Origin of the sequence: Nonomuraea sp. NPDC049269, assembly GCF_043197155.1 — a bacterium.
Taxonomy (GTDB): domain Bacteria; phylum Actinomycetota; class Actinomycetes; order Streptosporangiales; family Streptosporangiaceae; genus Nonomuraea.
Genome location: NZ_JBICSO010000006.1, coordinates 480940 through 502392 on the forward strand (window position 1 = coordinate 480940; position 21453 = coordinate 502392).

Below are 21453 nucleotides of genomic sequence, written 5' to 3' on the forward strand. Positions count from 1 at the left end.
GACGGATGAGCGTTAACCGCCCTGGTATCCGATCTGGGACAGGGTCCGAGCTAGCACCCCCGCGTACGCGGACGTCCCGGTGTCGTTCGGGTGGAATGACTCCCGGCTCAGACAAAGCGGGTTGGAGGGGTTGGTCGGGTAGGGAATGCAGGTCGCCGGGTCGTCCCCGGCGTGGAAGTCGCCCTCACCGTTGGGGTTGATCATGATGGGGTTGATCCAGGACCCGCTCCCGCAGGCCTCGTGGCCGGCGAAGTCGCTGATCGGGCTGGCCGCGTACACCTCGAACAGCGGGTCGCTCGGAGCCCCCTCGGACTGCAGTTGGGAGGCCAGCTCCTACTGCTTGTCTTCCATATATCGGGCGAGTTCTCCGACGTCACCATTTCACGGGGACAGTAAGACCAGAAGGGCAGCAACCGGACAGCAGCCGGACATTTGTCGGGCGGGGGCGAAAGGCTATCAGCTGTGACAGGGGCCTCGGTCGGCGTGCCGCTTGAGTCGGACGAACTTCGCGTGGCATTCTTTGCGCGTCTTGACGTACACGCTGACGCGCTTGATCGTCCCTGCCATGGTCGGGACGAGGACCTTCGCCTCATAGCGACCGTCTTTGCGAGCAATGATCGTTCCTTCGCCGTTCAAGCTGGCGACGCGGCTTCTGTAGCTGGCGGCGCTCGGGTCCGCTGTATTCAGTCACATGAGCCTGGCATGATCGCCCTATGACCAAACGTGGGCTATTGCAGGAGTTCCGGGCTATCACGTCGATCAAACGGCCCGCGCAGCGTGGTTACGCCCTCGAACGGTTTATGGTCGATCTGTTCCGCGCTCATCACTTTCAAACTACGCCGAACGCTGGAGCTGCCAAGCCTCGACAGGTGGATCTCTTCGCGACACGAGACGCGGAGAGCTACCTGATCGAAACAAAGTGGCGAAGCGACAAGTTGGACATCAGTGATATCGATGGTCTGCGGTCGCGGCTACGCCGAGTACCTGCGCATGTAGCCGGGCTCCTGGTCAGCATTGAGGGATTCTCTGAGTCCGTGATCGCAGACGTGGTGGCGAACGCCGCCCAACCAGTCATTCTTCTGTCCGGTGGCGAACTTGAGCGAATCCTGCTCGATCGCGAGTCGCTGCTGCGGCTCCTGCATCGGAAGAAGGATGCCCTGCTTACCCACGGCGAGGTGCTGCTGGACGCGCCGCTCGTGCAACCCAAGCCAGCGAGGCGCAAGAAGTCGGCCACGGCGCTGCCCGTGTCACCTGCGGAGTTCGTGTGGCCTGACGGTCATCGCAGCCGCGTGCTGGACTGTCGTGGCGGGTTCGGGCAGTTCGTGTTCACCCAGGAGATCCCGGACATCGACTGGGTACCGGCTGCCGGCGTCGGCGTGACACTTGATCTGTACCCGGAGATCTTCAGCGAGCAGGCAATCCTAAATTTGATCGACACGCTCGCGAGCCTCGGCTGGGCGACCGGGCAAGCGCGCTGGAGCATCCAGCAGTCCTCCCAGAACTGGCACGGCCTTGGCACAGACGAGTTCGCCACAGTGCTTCCCCGGTGGGCAGAGCGAGCCGAGTCCGAGGATTCTCACCATTCTGAGGAGCTCTGCTACACCGATGTGTGCGACGGCGGGTTCTATACCCTCACGGCTAAACTCGCCGCTCACAAATCGCGGCTCGCGTCGATAGTCAATCTGTCGTTTCAGCTACAAGGTATCCCGCTGGACCTAGCTCCGCTGATGCAACTGTGTAAGGCCATCGGACTTCATGAGGCGGTGTACTTCCGGCCCTTGGAAGGCCGATCGATCACCCAATCCCGGAGCTTCTCTTCGGGAACGCATATCGATATCAGGGAAGTGGCCTACATCGTTCAGCCCGATGTGTTCGACTTAGACTTCGATCTTGACGACGAAGATGCAGAGCCAATCGCCAACATACGAGTGCGGGAGTGGGTTACTGGAATTGTCATCGAGAACCCACTTTGCGGCGATCCTGAGCTTGCGCGTTCAGAGGTGGAACTGGAACTGCGACCGCTTGAATCCAGTGAACTCGTAATCTGTAACCTCACCCACCACCATCCACTCGACTATGAGCCGGTGATCTACCGCGCCAACCGAGTGGAGTGCGCGAGCTCCACGAGCGCGCAGCTGTACGCACTGAGCTGTGACTGGGAGCCAGTCGAGCCGCGGAGTCGAGTCCGCGATCTCATCCCGGGCGAGCCACGAGACTCTGGACGTCACCGGCCTCGTCCCACCGCTGGCCTGTAAGGTAGCCCGGTGCCGCGTCGTGGAGCAGTTCGTAAGACAGCGGAAAGGTGAGTCCCAGCCGCCGGACGTCCATGGCCGCATGGCGCAGTGCCTTGGCGGCGCGTTGCGGTATCGCTCCATTAGGACGGGAACACCGGCGAGGAACTGGGGGATTTGGCCATTGGAAGCTTGTCGCCCGGCCAGTTCCAGTGGAGGATCAGAGATCGCCTGTAGAGCGTCGAGGTCCTGGTCGGGGAACGACTCGGGCATGGAGATTCCCATGCCGCTCAACAGAGCTCTGCTGTGGGCGTGCGGATCAGCGGCACCGGGAGAAGGCGTGGCCGTCAGGGTGGCCCAGTGCTCGGGCCACAGTGTGCCCAGCACGAGCACCGGTGCCCTGCCGGGGTTGCGACTGAGACGCCCCTTCAGGAAGAACACGTACAAGCCGCCGCTCTGGCTCTCTTCGACTTCGATAAGACCTCCGCTTGAGATTGGCCTGGTTTGGACACTGCCGAACAGCGATGGTGGATGCACAGAGGTGACGAGACCGGAGCAAGAGTCCTTGTACAGGCCGTTTCGTGAGTAGGCGCAGCAGCCTTCGAGTGAACCCGCCGACCTTGACCAGGAGATCGTGTGGACAGCACGGCGTGGGTTGCGATCTTAACGGGTGGAACGGCGATCCTGGCGGGATGGGTGACCAGCTTGGGGAATGCTCGCTCAGTACGAATCCAAGCCGAGGCGTCCGCTAAGGCTCAACAGCATGCTCAGATTCGTGAAGCACGTCGGACGGCCTACCTCGAGTTCCTGGAGCAGGCCCACATCACGGGCGAGTTCTGCTACAGGCTCGGCGACGTCTACATGCAACTGACGCAGCAGGACGAGCAGTTGGAGAAGATTCAGGATTTACGTACTGCCCTGCGGAACGCCTACGACCCGCTGGCACGATGCGCCAGGGTGGTTCTCCTCGAAGGGCCAGAAGCCGTCGCTGCGAAGGCAGAAGCCGTCAAACATGCGGCCACGGACGCCAACGGAGCGCTGTAGTACATCGCACAAGGCGCCCCTGAAGCGCGTTCACGCTTCGACACCGCCCATCAGGTGTTCCGTGACCGGCTGAAGAGCTTCATCGAAACGGCCCGAGCGACCATAGGTTCCCCGTAGCGGGGTTGCTCTGCGAATACCAAAGGGGGCGTGGTGGCGTTCACCGGCCTTACTGGACGCTTCGGAGGTGAGACACGAACATAAGCTGGCCTCGCCCGAGAGGATCAGCGCCCACGTGCGTTCCGCTACCTGGCGGCGCCACGGGCCGGCGTATGTCTCACCAGGAGATAATGCCTGGTTCGTGCGGCGGATCCGATAGTTGCCGCCGCAGGCCAGGAGTTCGTAAACGACCGCGCCGCATGAGCAGGTGTAGTCGAGGATCCGGTAGCGGGACGGCTTATCCGTGGTCCACTCCAGGAGGGTCTTCGGGCTGTCTGTCCGGTGGGGTGGGTGTGGAGAGAGTCCAGGGCAGGGCCATGTCTTCGTCTCCAGACATTCGGGGGGAGCCGGGGCGTCAGCCGCGCGCTTCTCGTTGGCCACGGCCTCAACGCGGCTCATCCAGCGCTCCAGACCCTTGGTTGGTCTTCAGTGCGGCCCAGACGATCCTCCCGCCTGTGCTCGGCCATCGATAACCCCAGCATGCGGCTGTCTTGTCGACCACCTGCAGCCCTCGTCCGCCCTCTTCCGACGCGTTGGGGTGGCTGATTTTCGGCGGCTTGCGACTGGGATCCCACACCTCTATGACCACGTCATGGACCGTCCGATGGAGGCCGATCCACACGTGTCGATCACACCAGGCGAACATCCCGATTTCTTCTCCATGGGAATGTTCGCTTGGCTCGACGGCTTTTATGCCGTTTGTCACGAGCTCGCTGATGATGAGCTGGGCGTCGTCAACCAGCTCTTCGCGACCCCACCCCTTCAGCACACGCACAACATGTCTACGCGCAATCGACACAGATACCGGAAAAGCGGGTAGCTCTATGCAGTTGTGTCGATTCGCCATTTCCTTCGCCGCTCCGTCCATATCGCGCTCCCGGAGACGGTCGTGTGGATCCACACCCGCTTGGGTCGGCGTCGGCAACATCTCCCGCTCATGGCCTGCGCCCCCTTTCTCTTGCCGATCAAGATCCGGATGTACGGGCCGGACGACCTCTCCACGAGCTGAGCAATGCGCGTCCATCTCGTCGACCACCTCCATGGGCCTGGAAATCCGTTCACCGCATGCGACGAAAGCTCCGTCTTTCGCTGTTGCGTGGAACCCAAGCATGAGCAATATTGGCGGCCGGTAGAGCCTCCACTTCACGAAACTGGATGACAAAAGAAGACGCAAAGCCTGTATTATCTGTCGCACATCCGTCGTTCTATTGCTGCGGCCCTGGATATTCCATGAGCGGCAGAGCGTGATGATCGGAGGGCAGGGTGGATACCGGCAACAGCGATCAGATGTCACCGCGGGCGCGCTTCGCCTCCAATCTGGAGCACTACCGGAAGAAGGCGAAGCTTTCCCAAATATCACTAAGCGCCCGTATGCGATGCCATACCTCCCTCATCAGCCACGTTGAACGAGGGCGCCGGACGCCCACACTGGAGTTCGCCGAAGCGGCCGATCAGGCTTTCGGGCTTGACGGGCATTTCGCAAAGCTATATAGGCAAATCGCCCATTCACCCGCCCTCGGTTGGTTTGCACGCTGGGTGGAGGAGATAGAGCCGCAGGCGGTCATCCTTCAGTCGTGGGATCCGCTCCTGGTGCCAGGGCTACTCCAGACCCCGGAGTACGCGCGAGCGCTCTTCTCCACAACGTCTCCTCCCGACCGAGTGGAGGAACGGGTTCAAGCGCGCACGCGACGCATGCAGATCTTCGAAGGTCCGACGCCTCCGACGTTTCTGGCCCTGGTCGACGAGAGTGTGCTCGATCGCCCCATTGGAGGGCCGGCAGTCCTCCTGAGCCAGCTCCACTACCTGCACGAACTGACGCAGCACCCGCGAATCACCATCCAATTGGTGCCAGTCGCAGCAGGCTGCGTGGTTGGCATGGTGAGCGCATTCGCCCTGGCACGTCTCCATGACGGAACCGAGGTGGTGTCGGCGGACTCGATCCTGTCCGGCCATGTCACTGGGGATCATGACGCCGTAGCGCAAATCAAGGTGAGATATGACACCATTAGAGCGGATGCTCACTCACAAACAGTGTCACAACGGGCAATAGGGGATGCGATAAGGAAATGGTCGAAGTGAACCTGGAGCAAGCGGAGTGGCGTAAGGCGACCGCCAGTGGCGATACCGGCCAGTGCGTCGAAGTGGCAACCAATATCCCGAACGTCGTAGCCGTGCGTGACAGCAAGAACCCAACCGGGCCTGCATTGATCTTCACGCGCGATGAGTGGACGGCGTTCCTGCACGGAGCGACCCACGGCGAGTTCGACGTCTGATCACCGGGAAGCCCTCGCGCGCTGTCGCGAAGACTTCCCGCATCGCCGTACGACTCTTAACGAGAACCCCATGTTCGGGGTCAGGCGCCGCAGCAGGGGTACAGCGGCATCGTGGCGGCGCTCCTCTTCTCCCCCACGGCGGCTCTGGTACCGCTCGCGGTCACCGTCCTGACGATCACCGTGCGGGTCGTGTACGGCAGCGGTGTCCTCCGGCACGCTCGCCCTGCGGCGTGAACCAAGGCTCCGAACCAAGGCTCCGAACCACGGTCAGTCGCTGCCTCCGATAATGAGACAGGTGGTGGTGGCGTGGGCGACCAGTTTCCCCTGGTCGTCCAGGACCTTGCCTTCTGCTGTGGCGGTACGGCGGCCGGCGTGGATGACGTTCCCCTCGGCGGTGAGCGTCTGGCCGCCGGTGTGGGCTGCCCGGATGTAGTTGACCTTGAGTTCGAGGGTCGTGTAGCCGACACCCGCGGGGAGGGTCGTGTGGACCGCGCACCCCATGACGGAGTCCAGGAGGGTGGCCGCGATGCCGCCGTGGACGGTACCGAGGGGGTTGGCGAAGTCGGGCCGGGTGTCGAGCGAGATGACGATGCGCCCATGCTCCACTTCGTCGAACCGCATGCCGAGCAGCCTGCCGATCGAAGGGATGTCGGTTTCGGTCGGGCGCACGGACTGTACCCAGCGCATCAGTTCGAGGCCCGACAGAGCGGTGAAGTCGGTCGTGGACACGGATTACTCCTTGCGGTGGTGCTAATAGAGCCGTCGGGTGACGGTCAGTCCCGGAGGCTTTCGATGCGGGAGGGCGCGGGCTTGTGCCAGGTGGGTGTGGTGCTGGCCGAGTGGGTCATGCCCTCGTCGCCTCGTCGGCCGTGGCGGATACGACGTCAGCCCATGAGGCTGGTCGTGTCGCGCAGGGTGGCGAGGACGGGTGCGTACATGCGGGTTCTGATGGTGGCGAGGGTGTCGCCCGCCTTGGGCTCCTGGGCCCGCGCGATCTCGACGGCGGTCGTCCGTACGGCGTTCTCGTCGACGGCGTGGTCGACGATGCCGGCGGCCACGGCGTCATGGCCGCCGTAGCGGCGGGCGGTGAGCATGGCCTCGTGGGCGGTCTGCGGCGTCAGACGGGATTGGATGAGGGCGGACATGCCGGGCGTGAAGGGAATGTTGATACTGGCCTCGGGCAAGCACCAGAAGCCGCGGTCGGCCCGCATCACGCGGAAGTCGTGGGCCAGCGAGAACATGGCGGCGGCGGCGAAGGTGTGCCCCTGCAGCGCCGCCACGGTGGGCACCGGCAGGGACAGCAGCCGCGCGAAGAGCGCGTGCACCGAGGTCACGTAATCCTGGTGCTGGTCCGGATGGGCGAAGTACCAGTCCAGGTCGAGCCCGGTGGAGTAGAACTTTCCCGTCGCGGCGGTCACCAGGGCGCGCGGCCCGTCCGCCTTCTCCACCTCGTCCAGGGCGGCGTCGACGGCGGCTATCCAGTCGGGGTGGAATCGGTTCTCGCCGTCGCCGAGGTCGAGGACGAAGACGTCGTCCTGGCGGTCGAGTACGGGCATGGCGCGGCTCCCTCGGGCTGGGCGGTCACGGACGGGTGCCGTGACCGGAGTTGGGCGGTCACGGACGGGTGCCGTGACCGGGGTCAGGGTCGGGCCGGTCCCTCAGGGCGTGGACCAGCAGGTCGTGGATCTCGGCGGCGGCGTCGTCCAGAGGGGCGGTGCCGCGTTCGGCTCGGCACATGATCACGGCGCCCTCGACCGCGGCGATGACGAAGGCGGCCAGCCTCCTGCTTCGCCCCTCGGGCAGGCCGTTCTGGAGGAACAGGCCGGTCAGTGCCTCTCGCCAGCGGGCGAAGACCTCGGCGGCGGAGCGGGCGAGTTGCGGGGCGTCGTCGTTGGTCTCCACGGCTACCGCCACGATCGGGCAGCCCGCCCGGAAGTCGCTCTCCACCAGCCGGTCCCGCCACAGGGCGAAGAACGTGTCGAGGGCCTCCAGTACGTCGTCGGCCCGCGTTGCGGCGTCGATGAGGCCCGCGACGTAGTCGCCGGCCAGCGTCACCGCCTCGTCGATCAACTGGGCGCGTCCGCCTGGGAAGTGGTGGTAGACCGACCCGCGCGGAGCGCCGCTGTGCGCGAGGACACGGTCGATGCTCGTCGCGCCGGCGCCGTACTCGCGCAGCAGGGTGGCGGCGCTGAGGACCATCCGCTCCCGGCTGTCGCTCTTACGGGGACTCACACCGCCACCGACCTTCATTCGACGCTACCGATGAGTAACTTATGCCGTATGTCATAGAACATGCAAGAAGGTTCGGAGGCCGGACGGGGTGGCCGGCGCCGTCCGCGACCGCCCTCCGTCGCGCGACGGAGGGGCATGGCAGGACAAAAGGCGAGCGCTGTCGGGCAGCTCGCTGGCGGCCTCGTTCGGCCAAGAGAATCGGAAGCTCGGGAGCCCCGAAGATGTGAATCGTTTTAAACTCAATGCGCGAAAAGGGGCGATCACGGGCGAGGGTGCGAGGCATGGCGGCGCCTGGCGCCTGAGGCTATCGCACAGGGGTCGCGAGGCTCGCCGGACCCAGTCACGGCAGGAAGCCGCCCACGCCAACATTTATAGTTTCCTCACGACATTGCTTTTGCGCGCAGCACGGGCCTAGTGTCGGACCCAACGGCGCCCGCAGAACGAGTTAAATCGATGCAATCTTGAAGGGGTACTCATGTCACTTGACGACCTCACCCGCCTGGTCACCGACCCGCCCATCGAGTTCCGGCCTGAGGTCCGATGGTGGCTGGCAGAAGGCCTGCACACCGACGAGACGCTGTTGCGCGAGGTCGACACCGCGCACCGCCTCGGGTTCGGCGGGATGGAGTTCCTGGCCATGGACGAGGCCGGCATCGACCATGCCCGTTACGGCTGGGGCTCGGAGGAGTGGACGCACGACTCCCATGTGGTGGTGGAGGAGACGACCAGGCGGAACATGGCGGTGAGCTTCACCTCCGGTACGAACTGGGCGAACGCCAACCTGCCCACCATCACCCCCGATCACCCGGCCGCGGCGCAGGAGCTCGACGTGGTGACCGAGGACCTCGGGCCCGCCGGCTCGCGCAGCGGCCTGCTCCCCCGCGTGGATCTCGACGCCGAGGCGCCCGTGACTGTGCTGCCCGGTCATCGCGGCAAGGTGACCGAGCAGCATCTGGTGGCCGTCGTGGCCGCGCGGGTGTTGGAAGCCACCACGCTCGACCTTCAATCCGTCGTCGACCTCACCGACCAGGTACGGGACGAGACGCTGGAGTGGCGCGCCCCGGACGACGGCCCGTGGCGACTGTTCGTCTTGTGGATGCACGGCACCGGGCAGACCGCCTCGCCCTCGGCGTCGGTCAACTACACCGTCAACTACCTGGACCGGGACGGCGTCGAGGCGGTCATCGACTACTGGACCTCGGTCGTGCTCACCCCCGAGCTGCGCGAGCAGATCAGCCGCAACCCGCGGGTGCAGATGTACATGGACTCCCTGGAGCTGTCGACCTACGGCGCCGGCGGCCTGTTCTGGGGGCGTACCTTCGCCGAGGAGTTCCGTGCCCGCCGCGGCTACGACATCACGGTCTGGCTGCCCTTCCTGCTGCGCAGTGTGCCGTTCATGGCGGTCAGTACGGCATATCACTACGACGTACGCGAGGAGCACCGCGTCACCGTCGAGAAGGTGCGCTTCGACTACGTGCGTACGCTCACCGACCTCTACATCGAGAACATGCTGCGCCCGTTCGCCACATTCCTGCACGACAATGGGATCACGCTGCGCTCCGAGATCAGCTACGGGCTGCCGTTCGAGCTCACCCGGCCGGGGCCGGAGGTGGACGGCATCGAGACCGAGTCCCTGGAGTTCGGGGCGCAGATCGACGCGTACCGGCTGATGGCGGGGCCGGCCCACCTGTTCGGCAAGCAGTACTCCTCCGAGACCGGCGCGACCACCCGCAACCACATCCTCGACCACCGCTTCTACGACCAGATCATCGCCACCCAGCTGGCGGCCGGGATCACCAAGACCGTGCTGCACGGCTGGGCGAGCACGGCCGGCGCCGAGGGCGTCACCCAGTGGCCGGGGCACGAGGGCATGTGGCCGATGTTCTCCGAGCGGTTTGACACCCGGCAGCCCGCGGCCGAGTTCTATCCCCTGTGGAACAAGGCGATCGGCCGATTCCAGGCCGTCCTGCGTCAGGGCAGGCCGCGGATCGACGTCGGGATCCTGCGTACCGACCACTTCACCGACAACACCAGCGGCCTGGCCCTGGTGGACTCGGAGGGCCGTCGTATCCCGGACGAGGACGCCTACGGGCGCATGTGGATGCGCGACCGCCAGAACCACTGGTGGCAGGACCTGGGCATGCAGGACGCCGGATGGACGTACGAGTTCTTCGACGGATCGCTGCTGCTGCGCGATGAGGTGTCGTTCACCGGCGGGCTCGTCCAGCCCGACGGACCCGGCTACCAGGCGCTCATCGTCTACCAGGAGACGCTGGACGCGGACGTTGCGGCCGAGCTTCTGGAGTGGGCGCGCCAGGGTCTGAAGCTTGTCATCGTCAACGGCGCCCGCGAACTCAAATGGCTCACCGCCGGCCAGCACACCACCCATCACCAGGCGGCGGCCCGCACCCCGGGCCTGAACGGCCGCGATGAGGAACTCGCCCAGACGATGGCGCACCTGCGCGCGTGCCCGAACGTCGCCGAGGTGCACGATCCCGCCCATAGCCTCCAGGCGTTGCGTGACCTCGGCATCTCCGGACGCGCCGAGTTCGCCACCGGCAACCACAATGTCCTGAGCCACCTGCGCGAGGACGGTGACCTGCTGCACCTGTACCTCTACCACTTCCTCTACGAGACCGGCGAGCCGACCACCGTCGAGGTCGCTCTTCCGGGTACCGCGGCCGTACACCGGATCGACGCCTGGACCGGCGACATCCGGCCCCATCGCGGCGTACGGCACGAAGCGGGCCGGACGATCGTCACCGTAACCCTGGCCCCAGGTGAGACGGCGCTGTTCACTCTCGACCGCGCAGCGTCGCAGCCGACGGGATCCGATCCCGTCACGGCCGAGCCGTCGCAGGAGATCCCCCAGTGGACGATCGCGGTCGAGAGCTGGGACGCCGGCGGCCTGGAAGTGATCTCCGAGGACCGCGGGCTCGGCTATGAGACCCGCGAGGAGCGCCCCACCACGGCCATCACCCGCCTCGACGCCGGCCACGGCCCCCTGCGGCCATGGAAAGACCTCCCCGAGGTGGGGCCCGAGGTCAGCGGCGTCGGCGAGTACACCACCACTTTCGCTCTCGACCAGGCCCCGGCCGAAGGAACCAGGTACCTGCTCGACCTCGGATCGACTGCAGGCGCCTTGGGCTGTGTCCAGGTCAACCAGGGCGCGGTCAAGGGCTTCGACACGTCCTGCCCGCAGGTGGACGTCACCGGCGACCTGCAGCCGGGCCAGAACCGGGTGACGGTCCGCGTTTCCAGCTCGCTGAACAACCGGCTGCTCGCCCGTGGCTACTACGACGCCATCCGTGACGTGATCGCGGGCTTCACCGGCGGCAACGAGACGCAGCAGACGACGGTGCACGGCCACGGGCTGCTCGGACCGGTGCGGCTGCTGCAGGAAGCGACACCGGAAGCGACGACAAGCTGAGCCGGCCGCGCGGCGACCGGACGCGTCACAGGCAACCACGTGCCCTGACCGGTCGCCCGCGCCTGCACCGCCAGCACATAGGCTTTCGCCGAGTACGAACTTTGCAAACGCCATAGGGGAGGCACATCGTGGCGCGCGTACAACGCTACGAGCTGGACGATCCGGACATCGACCTGTCACCCGCCATCGCGCCGGACCCTCTCGACCTGCGGGTCTCCTTGGCTTCGATCATCCACTGGGCCGACAGTCTCACCCTGCGGCTGACCGTCATGGCCGCTGTCGACTTCCCCGTGAACGACGTGTCGATGTTCCTCGTCGTCAACCAGCTCAGTTATCGAGGGGCGATGCGCCCCAGCGAACTGGCGGAGGCCCTGGGCACAGGACGGGCGAACCTCTCCAAGATCGCCCACCGCCTGGACGAGGCGGGCCTCATCGTACGGGTGCGCGAGCCCTCCGACGAACGCAGCACACTGCTCGCGCTGACTCCCCGAGGCCGGGAGATCGGAGAGCGGATCATGCTGCAGGCCCAGCAGCATGTCGACACGATGCTCGCCGACTGGAGCGAGGAGGACACCACCACGCTCAAACGCCTCCTCTCCCGCCTGGCCCGCGACGCCATGTGGATGCAGCAAGCGCCACGAAAGCGCATCGAGCCAAACCGCCACCGGTGACGTGCTGGCCTGCTGGCGGCGCGGCAGCCTCAGTACAGTGGCGGGGTGACAGGTGAGCAACTGAGTGCGCGAGTGGACACCTGGATCTGGTCAGTGCGGCTCACCAGGACTCGTTCGATCGCGTCCGACGCCTGCCGAGGCGGTCACGTCCGGGTCAACGGGGTGCGGGTCAAGCCCGCGCACGCCGTACGGGTCGGCGACGAGGTCCGGCTGCGGCACGATGGGCACGAACGCATCGTGGTCGTCTCCCGCGTCATCACCAAGCGCGTAGGCGCTGCCGTGGCCACCGAGTGCTACGTCGACAAGAGCCCTCCGCCTCCTCCCCGCGAGGAGGCCGTGACGGTGGCCGTCCGGGCTCGTGGCGCGGGCCGTCCCACCAAACGCGAACGCCGCAGCATCGACAAGCTGCTCGGACGCCCTGTGGTGGAGGGGCAGCCCCGCCAGGCACACCCGGAGTGAAAGGGCATGCCTCGCGGCGATCGACGCTGTGTACACCCACCTCGTAACCCAGCCCTGCACATTCGGCAGACCGACGAGACTGAATGTGATGCCATGAGGCCATGGAAGCTGTGCTGGCAGGAGCCGTCGCCGTAGTAGGAACTCTCCTGGGGTCCATCGTCACGCACTGGTTACAACGCCGCACGACAGATCAGATGGAGATGCGGTCCCGAGAGCGCAACCTCCGGCAAGAGCGAATCGAGGCATATGGAGCCTTCGCCGTCGCGTCAACCACGTACAGACAGGCGCGGATCACGCGTTGGTACAGACAACAGGACGACCCACAAGGGCCGACCTATCACGAAGCTCGCGCCGAAAGCGACCGCGCCCAAGGAACAGCCCGGCACGCCCTGTTCCGCGCCCAGATCATCGCCGGCGACAACACCGTGACGGCCTGCGCCCAAAGCGTGCTGGCGACGATCGATGAAATGCGTCCCACTCTGTCACGACCGGAGTTCGACGCAAAGGCCAAGGAGAGCGACTACCTGCTTACTCAATTCGTGTCCCATGCATCGCGGGACGTAGTCGGCCTGATAAAGCCTCATGACCTGCGATCATTGCCCGAGCTTGACGCCCAGCCGAGCCCCGAAAGCTGACCACACCAGTTCCTCGCGGAGCAGCGGCGGATACAGGAGGCCGGCGGTCCTCGGCTGGTGACGGTGCTCTATTAGTGGACCGCGTCCAGACGGGCCCGCTGGTCCTCGGTCAGTTCCAGGTCCACCGCGGCGAGGTTCTCCTCCAACTGCGCCACCGACGACGCACCAGCCAGCGGGATGATCGGGAACCGGCCGCCGATCTGCCAGGCCAGCACCACCTGGTTCACGCTCGCCCCGCTCTCATTGGCGACCTGGCGCAGCACCGCCATCCGGGCCGGAGTTCCAGGGTGGTCGTAGTCCGGCGGCACCGGCTTATCCTCCCTGGTGTAAGCGCCACCTAGCAGCGGCGAGTAGGCGACCAGGGTCAGGCCAGGCTCAGCGCGTAGGTAGCTCAGCAGTTCGGCTCCGGCATGCCCGAGGCTACCGTCCTCGAAGATCGATTCGGGTACGTCGAAGCGAGGGCGCAGATGGCTGTGCTGGTACTGCAGCACCTCGTACCCCGCAACCCCCGCCGCAGCGGCGAGGGCGCGGGCCCGCTCCACCCGCCAGATCGCATGGTTGCTCACGCCGAGCAGCCCAACCGTGCCCTCCGCCACCAACTCGCCGAAGCCCTCGACGGTGTCGCTGAGCGGCACTGTCCGATCCTCGATGTGCGCATAGAGTAGGTCGATCTTGTCCACGCCGAGCCGTTCCCGGCTGCGCTCGGCCGACTCCCGGATCGCCATGGCGGACAACCCCTCGGCGTTGCCGGCATAGCTGGTGCCGGGCGCGAGCGGCCTCGCCCCCAGCTTGGTGGCGATCACGATCTCGTCGCCGATGCCCCGGCTGCGACGCCAGCGCCCGAGGAGTTCCTCGCTCTGGCCGCCTTGGCCGCCGTCGACCCAGAAGGCGTAATTGTTTGATGTGTCGATGAACGTCCCGCCGGCCTCGACATAGCGGTCAAGGATGGCGAAGGACGTCTTCTCATCGGTCACCGAGCCGAACAGCATCGCGCCGAGGGCGAGCACGCTCACCTCACGGCGAGTCGTTGAGTCGGTGCCTATCGTTCGATATTTCATGCCGTCTCTCCAGTCCGGCCCGCCGTATCCGGGCCCGAGAGAGAGCCTGGGTGCTGGAGCGAACTCCAGGTCAAGTCAGAAAGGCGTAGTGGGATCCGACTGCAGCGCCCTCACCCGTACCTGATGACCTCGCGACGCAACAGGAAATCCGTCATTCCTCGTTGCCCCTCCCATCTGAAGCCACTGCTCATCGACATCTTGCACGTTCAGCACCCTTGAGGGCGGCAGGCGCCGCAAAAGCGCATCGAGCCGAACCGCCACCGGTGATGCGCTGAACCATCCCCCTGGTCATTCTTGGACCTTTCCTCCGGTGATGCGGGAGATGACCAGAGCGATGATGATGATCGCGCCGTTGAGTGCGCCGATCCACTGGGCGGGGACGCCCGCGAGGGTGAGCACGTTCTGGATCAGGTAGAGGAGCAGAACGCCGGTGAAGGCCCCGAAGATCGTCCCCTTGCCGCCGTTCAGGCTGATGCCGCCGATGACGGCAGCGGCGAAGACCGTGAAGATGTAGCCGTTGCCCTGGGCGGAGGCGACAGAGGCCAGCCGGCCGGACAGCAGCAACCCGCTGAGCGCGGCCAGAACGCTCGCCGTGACGATGACGATCCACAGCACGCGGTCGGTGCGGATGCCGGCCGCCTTCGCGGCGTTCACGTTGCCGCCGATGGCGTACAGCGACCGGCCGAAGCCGGTGAAGCCGAGTACCACGATCCCGATCGCGAACAGCGCCAGGCAGATCCAGATGGAGGCGGGGACGCCGAGCCACTGGGTCGTACCGAGGTACATCATCGATTCGGGCAGTTGGAAGAACGTCTGCCCACCGGAAATCCCGGTCAGAATGCCTCGCAGCACGATGAGCATGCCGAGCGTGACGATGAAGCCGTTGAGCCCGAACCGGATGATGAGCAGCGCGTTGGCGGCGCCCACCAGCAGACCGACGGCGATGGTGACGGGAACCGCCCAGGCACCCGGAAGGAGGCCGAGACCGTGGCCCGCCCCGGCGGAGACGGTGAGCCAGGCGGCGACCCCGGGCGCCAGCCCCATGGTGGACTCGAGCGAGAGGTCCATCTTCTTGACGATCAGCACCATGGTCTGCGCGAGGACGAGTATCGCGATCTCCGACATGGTCTGCAGGATGTTGACGATGTTGTCGGGTTGCAGGAATACCGGGCTGACGAACTGTCCTACTACCCCGATGACGATGATCGCGGGGATGAGCGCCAGATCGCGCAAGCGGGCGAAGGCGATCCGGCGCCGGGTGCCGTCGGCCGAGGGCGAGTCGGCTCCCGGTGTGCCGGGGGTGGCGTCCGCGTTCGCGGTCGCGGTCTCATGCATCGAGGTCCACTCCTTCCATCGCGGCCACGAGGTCGTGGTCGTGCCAGCCACTGGCCATCTCGGCGACCACGCGGCCCTTGAACATCACCAGGACGCGGTCGCACATTCGCAGGTCGTCCAGCTCGTCGGACGCGATGAGCGCGCCCGTGCCCGACTGGACGATCTCCTCGACCTTGCCGAGGAGGAATTCCTTGGACCGCACGTCGACGCCGGCGGTCGGGTTGATGAGGACAAGCAGCCGTGGGTCGTTGGCCATCGCCCGAGCCATGACGACTTTCTGCTGGTTGCCTCCCGAGAGTCCGGAGACCGGCACCTCGTGCCCGGGAGTTTTGATCGCCAGCCGCTTGATCATGGAGCGGGCGAGGGCGTCCCGGCGAGGCCCGCTGATGAATCCCGACGGTCCGAGCCGCTCGGGAATCGTCAGCGTGCTGTTGTCCGCGATGGACATCTCGGGCACGAAGCCCTGGTCATGGCGGTCCTGCGGGACGAACCCGGCTCCGGCCGCCAGGGCGGCGGACACGCTGCCGGGCCGTGGGCGCTGTCCGGCGATCTCTACGGCGCCCGCGCCGGCAGTGCGCAGGCCGACGACCGTCTCGGCCACCTCGGTACGGCCACTGCCCGCCGCGCCGGCCAGACCGACGATCTCACCCACGCGGACCTGGAACGACACATCGTCGTACGCGCCCTCCGCGGACAGGGCATCGACCCTGAGCACGTGCTCCCCGCCGGGCCGGTGCGCGGCTTCATGCCCGTGCTGTGCCGCGGCCGCAGCGGCCTCGCCGGTCATCGCCGCGACCAATTCCGCGCGCGGCAGCCGCTCCACGGGCGCGGTGAGGATGTGGCGCGCGTCCCGGAAGACCGTCACCATGTCGCAGATTTCATAGATCTCCTGCAGGTGGTGACTGATGAAGAGGAAGGTGACGCCCTGCTGCTGGAGATCACGGATACGGTCGAAGAGCCGGGCGATCGCAGCGGCGTCCAGTTGGGCCGTCGGCTCGTCGAGGATGATGAAGCGCGCGCCGAACGACAGCGCTCTGGCGATCTCGACGAACTGCCGTTGCTCGATGGTGAGGTCTCCCGCCCTGGTTCCGGCGCTCACGTCCACCGACCAGCTCTCCAGCAGTTCCCGGGCTTGGCGGCGGAGCATGCGCCAGCTGATCAGTCCGGCGCGGCCCCGGCTGTACCGGTTGAGGCACAGGTTCTCGGCGACCGTCAGCTCGGGGATGATCGTCGATTTCTGGTAAACGCAGGCCACTCGCTGCCGCCAGGCGTCGCGGTCGGCGAGCCGTGGCGCGGGCTGCCCGCCGAAGGTCAGCGCCCCTTCATCCGGTGCCTGCAGACCGGTCAGGATCGACACCAGGGTCGACTTGCCGGCTCCATTGCGCCCCACGAGCGCGTGTGTCTCACCCGGCATGATCGTGATCCCGGCGCCGTCGAGCGCCAACGTCGAACCGAACCGCTTGGTGATCTCCGCCGCCTCGGCGACGGGTGGCCCAGCCGGGGGCCACCCGCCGCCGCTCGGGGCTGGACCGGAGCTCGTCGCCGGCTCCCGATCGCCCATATCAGCCGCCTTCCTTCTCTCGCCGGCTTCCGATCAGCCGAGGTTGTTGCCCCACAGGGACTTGTCGTCGCTCTTCAGGCTCTTGACGCCGCCGTAGGTTTCGCCGTCTGAGGTGACTAGCGGGGCCGAGAGCTGGTCCTCCAGCAGGCCCGGGCGGACCTGGATGATGGTGCTGTCGTGGTCGGTCGGGCCCGGCTGGAACGTCTTGCCGTCGATCGCGGCTTTGAGGTAGTGCAGGGCGTACTTGGCGTAGAGGTCGGCCGGCTGCGAGACGGTCGCGTCGACCTTGCCCTCGGCGATGGCCTTGAGCTCCTCTGGGATGCCGTCGTTGGAGACGACGTAGACGTGCTTGGGGTCATCCGGCTTCACCAGCAGGCCTCGCTGTTGCAGCACCTGCAGCGTCCCGGCGAGCGCGAAGCTCGACTGCATGTAGACGCCCTTGATGTCGGGGTTGGCGATCAGATCCGTCTGCAGCTTCTGCGCGGCGATCGCGCCGTCCCAGTTCGTGGCCTCCCCGAAGACCTTGATGCCGGGGTAGTTCTTCTTCATGCAGTCGTTGAAGGCCTCGGTGCGGTCGCGGCCGTTGACCGAGGCGAGGTCGCCCTGCAGCATGACGACTTTGCCCTTGCCGCTGAGCTTGGTGCCGAGGAACTGGCAGGCCTTCTCGCCGTACGCGCGGTTGTCGGCCCGGACGACCATGTAGACGTCTCCGGTGTCGGGTCGGGTGTCGACGGTGACGACGGGGATCTTCTTCGCGGCGAGTTGCTGGAGGGTCGGGGCGATGGCGGCGGTGTCCTGAGGTGCCATCGCGACGCCCTTCACGCCCTGACTCATGAACGTCTGCGCGTTGGCGGTCAGCTTGGCGACGTCGTTCTGGGAGTTGGTGGTCTTGATGTCCAGGCCGAGCTGCTTGGCGTACTCGGGGGTGTACTTGATGTAGGAATTCCAGAAGTCGGTGTCGGAGCGCGGGTAGTCGACACCCACCACGGGGGAGCCGCCGCCGTTGGTCGCCGCGGTGCCGGAGCCGCCGCCACCGCAGGCCGAGAGGAGGGAGACGGCCAGGCAGGAGCCGATGCCAGCCACGGTTGCCGACCTGAGTTTCATGTGTTCTCCTTGCCGCTGACCTCGGTCTCGCCGAGGGACGAAGTCGGTGCTGAGTCAGTTGCGTGGACGGATTCGCAGGCCGCTCATGCCGCCGTCCACGGCAAGATCGGTTCCTGTTGTGGCCCCGGCGAGCGGACTCGCCAGATACGTGATGGCCGCGGCGACTTCCTCGGCGGTCACGAGCCGGCCGGTGGGTTGACGTGCTTCCAAGGCGCGGCGTTCCGCGGCCGGGTCCGGCGCCGCCTCCAGCAACCGGCCGACCCACGGGGTGTCGACGGTGCCGGGATTGACGCAGTTGACGCGGATACCGGCGTGCACCAGGTCGGCCGCGCTCGCGCGGGTCAGCGATAGCACGGCGCCTTTGGTGGATGAGTACAGAGCTCGGTTCGGCAGTCCTGCCGTTGCCGCGATGGAGCAGGTGTTGACGATCGCGGCCTTTCCCGGCCGGGTCTGTGCGGAGCGGCGCAGGTGGGGGAGCACGGCACGGGTGACCCGGACGATCCCGAACACGTTGATCTCGAAGACCCGGCGCCACTCCTCGTCGTCGTTGTCCTCGATCGCGCCCTGGGCGCCGATTCCCGCGTTGTTGATCAGGATGTCGATCCCGCCGAGGAGCTCGGCGGCTCTGCCGACGGCCCCGCGCACCGAGTCGTCGTCGGCGACGTCCGCGTGGAGCCCGGCGAGCGGTTCGACCACGTCAGGGTTCAGGTCGAGGCAGGCGACGCGTGCGCCCCGCTCGGCGAGGAGCGTCGCGGTCGCCAGCCCTATGCCGGAGGCGCCGCCGGTGACGATCGCGGCCAGGCCCGCGAATTCCTGCGGGCCGTTCATCCGGTGGTCGCCCATTCCGGGCCGTCCGGATAGCGGTGGCGGGCGACGGACTCCGGGTGGAGCTGGGCACCGATCCCCGGAGTCACCGGGGCGCGGTAGTGGCCTTCACGGATCCGGACCGGGTCGGTGAAGTGTTCGTGCAGGTGGTCGACGTACTCGATCACCCGGTCCTCGGTGCTGCCGCTCACCGCGACGTAGTCGAACATGGCGAGGTGCTGGACCATCTCGCACAGTCCGACGCCGCCGGCGTGCGGGCAGACCGGGACGCCGAACTTGGCGGCGAGCAGCAAGATGGCGACGTTCTCGGTGACGCCCGCCACCCTGCTCGCGTCCATCTGCAGGATGTCGATCGCGCCGGCCTGGAGCAATTGCTTGAACATCACCTTGTTGTGGGTGTGCTCGCCGGTCGCCACCTTCATCGGCGCCACGGCCTGGCGGATCGCCGCGTGGCCGAGAATGTCGTCGGGCGAGGTGGGCTCCTCGATCCAGTACGGATCGTACGGCGCGAGCGGCCGAAGCCATTCGATGGCCTGGGGAACGCCCCACGCCTGGTTGGCGTCGATGGCGATGCGGATGTCGGGACCGACGGCCGAGCGGGCCAGTGCGAGGCGACGCAGATCGGTCTCCTGATCGGCGCCGACCTTCAGTTTGATCTGGGTGAAGCCGTCGGCGACCGCCTGTTTGGCCAGATGGACGAGTTTTTCGTCGGTGTAGCCGAGCCAGCCTGGGGTGGTGGTGTAGGCGGGGTACCCGTGCGCGAGCAGGTGGCGCGTCCGCTCGGCCCGGCCAGGTTCAGCACTCCGGAGGATGGCCAGAGCCTCCTCGCGCGTCAGCGCGTCCTGCAGGTATCGGAAGTCGACCAGGTCGACGATCCGCTCCGGGGACATCTCCGCCAGCAGGCGCCATACCGGCTTGCCTTCACGGCGGCCATAAAGATCCCATATGGCGTTGTCGATGGCCGCCGCCGCCATGTGGATGGTGCCCTTCTCCGGGCCGAGCCACCGCAGCTGGCTGTCACCGGTGAGCCTGCGGGAGAACGCGCCGAGGTCGGCGAGCACCTCCTCCACCGGCAGGCCGACCACCAGCGGCGCCAGTGCCTTCACGGCGGCGACCTCGAGGTCGTTGCCGCGGCCCACGGTGAACGCCAGTCCGTAGCCCTCGCCACCCGTGCTGGTGCGGACCACCACGTAGGCGGCGGAGTAGTCCGGTTCGGGGTTCATCGCGTCGGAGCCGTCGAGATCGCGTGAGGTGGGAAACCGGACGTCCACCGCCTCGACGGCGCTGATGACTTCAGTCACGGCGGCCGACGCCTTCCCAGCGACCTCTATGGGTCGCGACGGTCATCGGTGCCGGACTCCCAATGCGTTTCGTTTGCGTGAACGTTGCGTTAGGTCGGTGCTTCGACATGGGATGGATTTAAACGCGCCAGGGAATGCCGTGTCTAGGCTTGCCTCATGATTTTTGACATCATCACAGCTCATCCCGTTGGTACGGTGAAACCTTCAGTGCCGTCCTCCCAGCAAGACATGGGATTACTGCTTTCCAGACATGGGATGTCGCTGCTACGCTGCGGGGACGAACCGATCACAATGTCCGGATCTCCTCCTGTGAAGGCCGGACCGCCCCCGGGGGACCGTCGATGTCATTGACCGACAAGGCCATCGCGCGTATTCGCGAGCTCATCCAGTCCGGAGAGCTGCCGCCCGGTTCCAAGCTGCCGCCCGAGCAGCAGCTAGCCGCCGAACTGGGCCTGTCGCGCAACCTCATGCGCGAGGCCGTCAAAGCGCTGGTCGTCACCCAGGTCCTGGAGATACGTCGAGGTGACGGCACCTATGTCACCAGCCTCGAACCGAGCCTGCTGCTCGGAGGGCTCGTCGGCGCGGTCGAACTGCTCCAGGGCGACACGCTTCTGGAGGTCACCGAGGTGCGGCGGCTGTTCGAGCCCGTGGCCACCGGGCTGGCCGCAATGCGGATTTCCGCCCAGCAGCTCGGCGAGGTCGAGCGGCATCTCGACGCCATGCGCGAGGCGCGCGACGACGTCGAACTGCTGAACAGGCACGACGCCGCGTTCCACCAGGCGGTCATCGCCGCCACAGGCAACCAGACCCTGGCGACCCTTCTCAAGGGCATCGCCAGCCGTACGCTGCGGGCCCGAGTGTGGCGCGGATTGGTGGACGGCAACGCCGGCGCCCGCACGCTCGCCGAACACGAGGCCATCTACGAAGCGCTGGTTGAAGGGGACGCCGCGCTGGCCGAGGCCGCGGCGCGCATGCACGTCAGCACAACGGAGCGTTGGCTGCGCGCATACCTCCAGCAGAGCGAGACGTCGACCGTCGGCGGCGGCGCGCGGACGTCCTGACAGCGTCCTCATGATTACCCACCCCGACGCCCGACCGGCCCTGACACAAGACCGATACGACACTCCCGGACCGGCCG

Annotated in this window: 22 protein-coding genes; 10 read left to right on the forward strand and 12 right to left on the reverse strand. The window is 66.4% G+C overall.

The window, feature by feature from the left end; genetic code table 11:
• Window positions 1–12: 12 nt before the first annotated feature.
• A complete protein-coding gene (locus ACGFNP_RS34085; RefSeq protein WP_393325653.1) occupies window positions 13–279 on the reverse strand; it encodes a hypothetical protein in 267 nt (88 codons plus the stop codon).
• Between the two features lie 434 nt (window positions 280–713).
• On the opposite strand from ACGFNP_RS34085, the gene ACGFNP_RS34090 reads away from it, so the two are divergent.
• Complete coding sequence (locus ACGFNP_RS34090) at window positions 714–2255, forward strand: restriction endonuclease (protein WP_358342389.1); 1542 nt, start codon at window positions 714–716, stop codon at window positions 2253–2255.
• A 612-nt stretch (window positions 2256–2867) separates the two neighbouring features.
• Complete coding sequence (locus tag ACGFNP_RS34095) at window positions 2868–3275, forward strand: hypothetical protein (protein WP_393325655.1); 408 nt, start codon at window positions 2868–2870, stop codon at window positions 3273–3275.
• Window positions 3276–3305: 30 nt separating this feature from the next.
• Here the strand turns inward: ACGFNP_RS34095 and ACGFNP_RS34100 are convergent, their stop codons facing one another.
• Window positions 3306–3830: a hypothetical protein gene (locus ACGFNP_RS34100; protein WP_393325657.1), complete on the reverse strand. Its 525-nt coding sequence runs from the start codon at window positions 3828–3830 to the stop codon at window positions 3306–3308.
• Window positions 3817–4473: an ATP-binding protein gene (locus ACGFNP_RS34105; protein ID WP_393325659.1), complete on the reverse strand. Its 657-nt coding sequence runs from the start codon at window positions 4471–4473 to the stop codon at window positions 3817–3819. Before ACGFNP_RS34105 ends, ACGFNP_RS34100 begins: the two co-directional genes overlap by 14 nt.
• Window positions 4474–4694: 221 nt before the next feature.
• On the opposite strand from ACGFNP_RS34105, the gene ACGFNP_RS34110 reads away from it, so the two are divergent.
• The 3 genes from ACGFNP_RS34110 (at window position 4695) to ACGFNP_RS34120 (ending at window position 5938) form a co-directional block, all read left to right on the forward strand.
• The gene (locus tag ACGFNP_RS34110; protein WP_393325661.1) at window positions 4695–5510 is read left to right on the forward strand and encodes a Scr1 family TA system antitoxin-like transcriptional regulator; all 816 of its coding nucleotides are present in this window, start codon (window positions 4695–4697) and stop codon (window positions 5508–5510) included.
• Entirely contained in the window at window positions 5498–5704 is a 207-nt protein-coding gene (locus ACGFNP_RS34115) for a DUF397 domain-containing protein (protein ID WP_393325663.1), read from the forward strand. The genes ACGFNP_RS34110 and ACGFNP_RS34115 overlap by 13 nt, the downstream gene beginning before the upstream one ends.
• 111 nt (window positions 5705–5815) lie before the next feature.
• Window positions 5816–5938, forward strand: coding sequence for a hypothetical protein (locus ACGFNP_RS34120; protein ID WP_358331494.1), 123 nt, complete (start codon window positions 5816–5818; stop codon window positions 5936–5938).
• 33 nt (window positions 5939–5971) lie between these two features.
• On the opposite strand, the gene ACGFNP_RS34125 is transcribed toward ACGFNP_RS34120, so the two are convergent.
• From ACGFNP_RS34125 to ACGFNP_RS34135, 3 genes are all read right to left on the reverse strand, one after another.
• Window positions 5972–6433, reverse strand: a complete 462-nt coding sequence (locus tag ACGFNP_RS34125) for a PaaI family thioesterase (protein WP_393325665.1) — start codon at window positions 6431–6433, stop codon at window positions 5972–5974.
• A 155-nt stretch (window positions 6434–6588) separates the two neighbouring features.
• On the reverse strand, window positions 6589–7260 hold the full coding sequence (locus tag ACGFNP_RS34130; protein ID WP_393325667.1) for an enoyl-CoA hydratase-related protein: 672 nt from the start codon (window positions 7258–7260) through the stop codon (window positions 6589–6591).
• Between the two features lie 58 nt (window positions 7261–7318).
• Window positions 7319–7936 carry a TetR/AcrR family transcriptional regulator gene (locus ACGFNP_RS34135; protein WP_393325669.1) on the reverse strand — a complete coding sequence of 206 codons (618 nt, stop codon included), beginning with the start codon at window positions 7934–7936 and terminating at the stop codon, window positions 7319–7321.
• Between the two features lie 475 nt (window positions 7937–8411).
• Between ACGFNP_RS34135 and ACGFNP_RS34140 the strand changes: the two genes are divergently transcribed.
• The 4 genes from ACGFNP_RS34140 (at window position 8412) to ACGFNP_RS34155 (ending at window position 13131) form a co-directional block, all read left to right on the forward strand.
• Window positions 8412–11366 (forward strand): glycosyl hydrolase, encoded by a 2955-nt coding sequence (locus tag ACGFNP_RS34140; protein WP_393325671.1) that lies wholly within the window; start codon window positions 8412–8414, stop codon window positions 11364–11366.
• Between the two features lie 128 nt (window positions 11367–11494).
• Window positions 11495–12037 carry a MarR family transcriptional regulator gene (locus ACGFNP_RS34145; RefSeq protein ID WP_358331509.1) on the forward strand — a complete coding sequence of 181 codons (543 nt, stop codon included), beginning with the start codon at window positions 11495–11497 and terminating at the stop codon, window positions 12035–12037.
• 45 nt (window positions 12038–12082) lie between these two features.
• Complete coding sequence (locus tag ACGFNP_RS34150) at window positions 12083–12496, forward strand: RNA-binding S4 domain-containing protein (protein WP_358331512.1); 414 nt, start codon at window positions 12083–12085, stop codon at window positions 12494–12496.
• A gap of 101 nt (window positions 12497–12597) precedes the next feature.
• A complete protein-coding gene (locus ACGFNP_RS34155; protein ID WP_358331515.1) occupies window positions 12598–13131 on the forward strand; it encodes a hypothetical protein in 534 nt (177 codons plus the stop codon).
• A gap of 71 nt (window positions 13132–13202) precedes the next feature.
• On the opposite strand, the gene ACGFNP_RS34160 is transcribed toward ACGFNP_RS34155, so the two are convergent.
• The 6 genes from ACGFNP_RS34160 to ACGFNP_RS34185 form a co-directional block, all read right to left on the reverse strand.
• Window positions 13203–14189 (reverse strand): aldo/keto reductase, encoded by a 987-nt coding sequence (locus ACGFNP_RS34160; RefSeq protein ID WP_358331518.1) that lies wholly within the window; start codon window positions 14187–14189, stop codon window positions 13203–13205.
• Between the two features lie 288 nt (window positions 14190–14477).
• A complete protein-coding gene (locus ACGFNP_RS34165) occupies window positions 14478–15524 on the reverse strand; it encodes an ABC transporter permease (RefSeq protein WP_358331521.1) in 1047 nt (348 codons plus the stop codon).
• The gene (locus ACGFNP_RS34170; protein WP_358331524.1) at window positions 15517–17085 is read right to left on the reverse strand and encodes a sugar ABC transporter ATP-binding protein; all 1569 of its coding nucleotides are present in this window, start codon (window positions 17083–17085) and stop codon (window positions 15517–15519) included. The genes ACGFNP_RS34165 and ACGFNP_RS34170 overlap by 8 nt, the downstream gene beginning before the upstream one ends.
• A gap of 33 nt (window positions 17086–17118) precedes the next feature.
• Entirely contained in the window at window positions 17119–18189 is a 1071-nt protein-coding gene (locus tag ACGFNP_RS34175) for a sugar ABC transporter substrate-binding protein (protein WP_393325675.1), read from the reverse strand.
• A gap of 54 nt (window positions 18190–18243) precedes the next feature.
• Entirely contained in the window at window positions 18244–19017 is a 774-nt protein-coding gene (locus tag ACGFNP_RS34180) for an SDR family NAD(P)-dependent oxidoreductase (protein WP_393325677.1), read from the reverse strand.
• Window positions 19014–20315, reverse strand: a complete 1302-nt coding sequence (locus tag ACGFNP_RS34185; protein ID WP_393325679.1) for an enolase C-terminal domain-like protein — start codon at window positions 20313–20315, stop codon at window positions 19014–19016. Before ACGFNP_RS34185 ends, ACGFNP_RS34180 begins: the two co-directional genes overlap by 4 nt.
• 341 nt (window positions 20316–20656) lie before the next feature.
• Here ACGFNP_RS34185 and ACGFNP_RS34190 point away from each other — a divergent pair, with 341 nt between their 5' ends.
• Window positions 20657–21376 (forward strand): FadR/GntR family transcriptional regulator, encoded by a 720-nt coding sequence (locus ACGFNP_RS34190; protein ID WP_358331535.1) that lies wholly within the window; start codon window positions 20657–20659, stop codon window positions 21374–21376.
• Window positions 21377–21453 lie beyond the last annotated feature (77 nt).

Excerpts from the sequence above, each read along its gene's own strand:
- ACGFNP_RS34090 (WP_358342389.1), top strand. The coding sequence starts at position 714 with ATGACCAAACGTGGGCTATTGCAGGAGTTCCGGGCTATCACGTCGATC.
- ACGFNP_RS34100 (WP_393325657.1), bottom strand. The coding sequence starts at position 3,830 with ATGAGCCGCGTTGAGGCCGTGGCCAACGAGAAGCGCGCGGCTGACGCC.
- ACGFNP_RS34105 (WP_393325659.1), bottom strand. The coding sequence starts at position 4,473 with ATGGAGGTGGTCGACGAGATGGACGCGCATTGCTCAGCTCGTGGAGAG.
- ACGFNP_RS34115 (WP_393325663.1), top strand. The coding sequence starts at position 5,498 with ATGGTCGAAGTGAACCTGGAGCAAGCGGAGTGGCGTAAGGCGACCGCC.
- ACGFNP_RS34130 (WP_393325667.1), bottom strand. The coding sequence starts at position 7,260 with ATGCCCGTACTCGACCGCCAGGACGACGTCTTCGTCCTCGACCTCGGC.
- ACGFNP_RS34140 (WP_393325671.1), top strand. The coding sequence starts at position 8,412 with ATGTCACTTGACGACCTCACCCGCCTGGTCACCGACCCGCCCATCGAG.
- ACGFNP_RS34155 (WP_358331515.1), top strand. The coding sequence starts at position 12,598 with ATGGAAGCTGTGCTGGCAGGAGCCGTCGCCGTAGTAGGAACTCTCCTG.
- ACGFNP_RS34160 (WP_358331518.1), bottom strand. The coding sequence starts at position 14,189 with ATGAAATATCGAACGATAGGCACCGACTCAACGACTCGCCGTGAGGTG.
- ACGFNP_RS34165 (WP_358331521.1), bottom strand. The coding sequence starts at position 15,524 with ATGCATGAGACCGCGACCGCGAACGCGGACGCCACCCCCGGCACACCG.
- ACGFNP_RS34170 (WP_358331524.1), bottom strand. The coding sequence starts at position 17,085 with ATGGGCGATCGGGAGCCGGCGACGAGCTCCGGTCCAGCCCCGAGCGGC.
- ACGFNP_RS34175 (WP_393325675.1), bottom strand. The coding sequence starts at position 18,189 with ATGAAACTCAGGTCGGCAACCGTGGCTGGCATCGGCTCCTGCCTGGCC.
- ACGFNP_RS34180 (WP_393325677.1), bottom strand. The coding sequence starts at position 19,017 with ATGAACGGCCCGCAGGAATTCGCGGGCCTGGCCGCGATCGTCACCGGC.
- ACGFNP_RS34190 (WP_358331535.1), top strand. The coding sequence starts at position 20,657 with ATGTCATTGACCGACAAGGCCATCGCGCGTATTCGCGAGCTCATCCAG.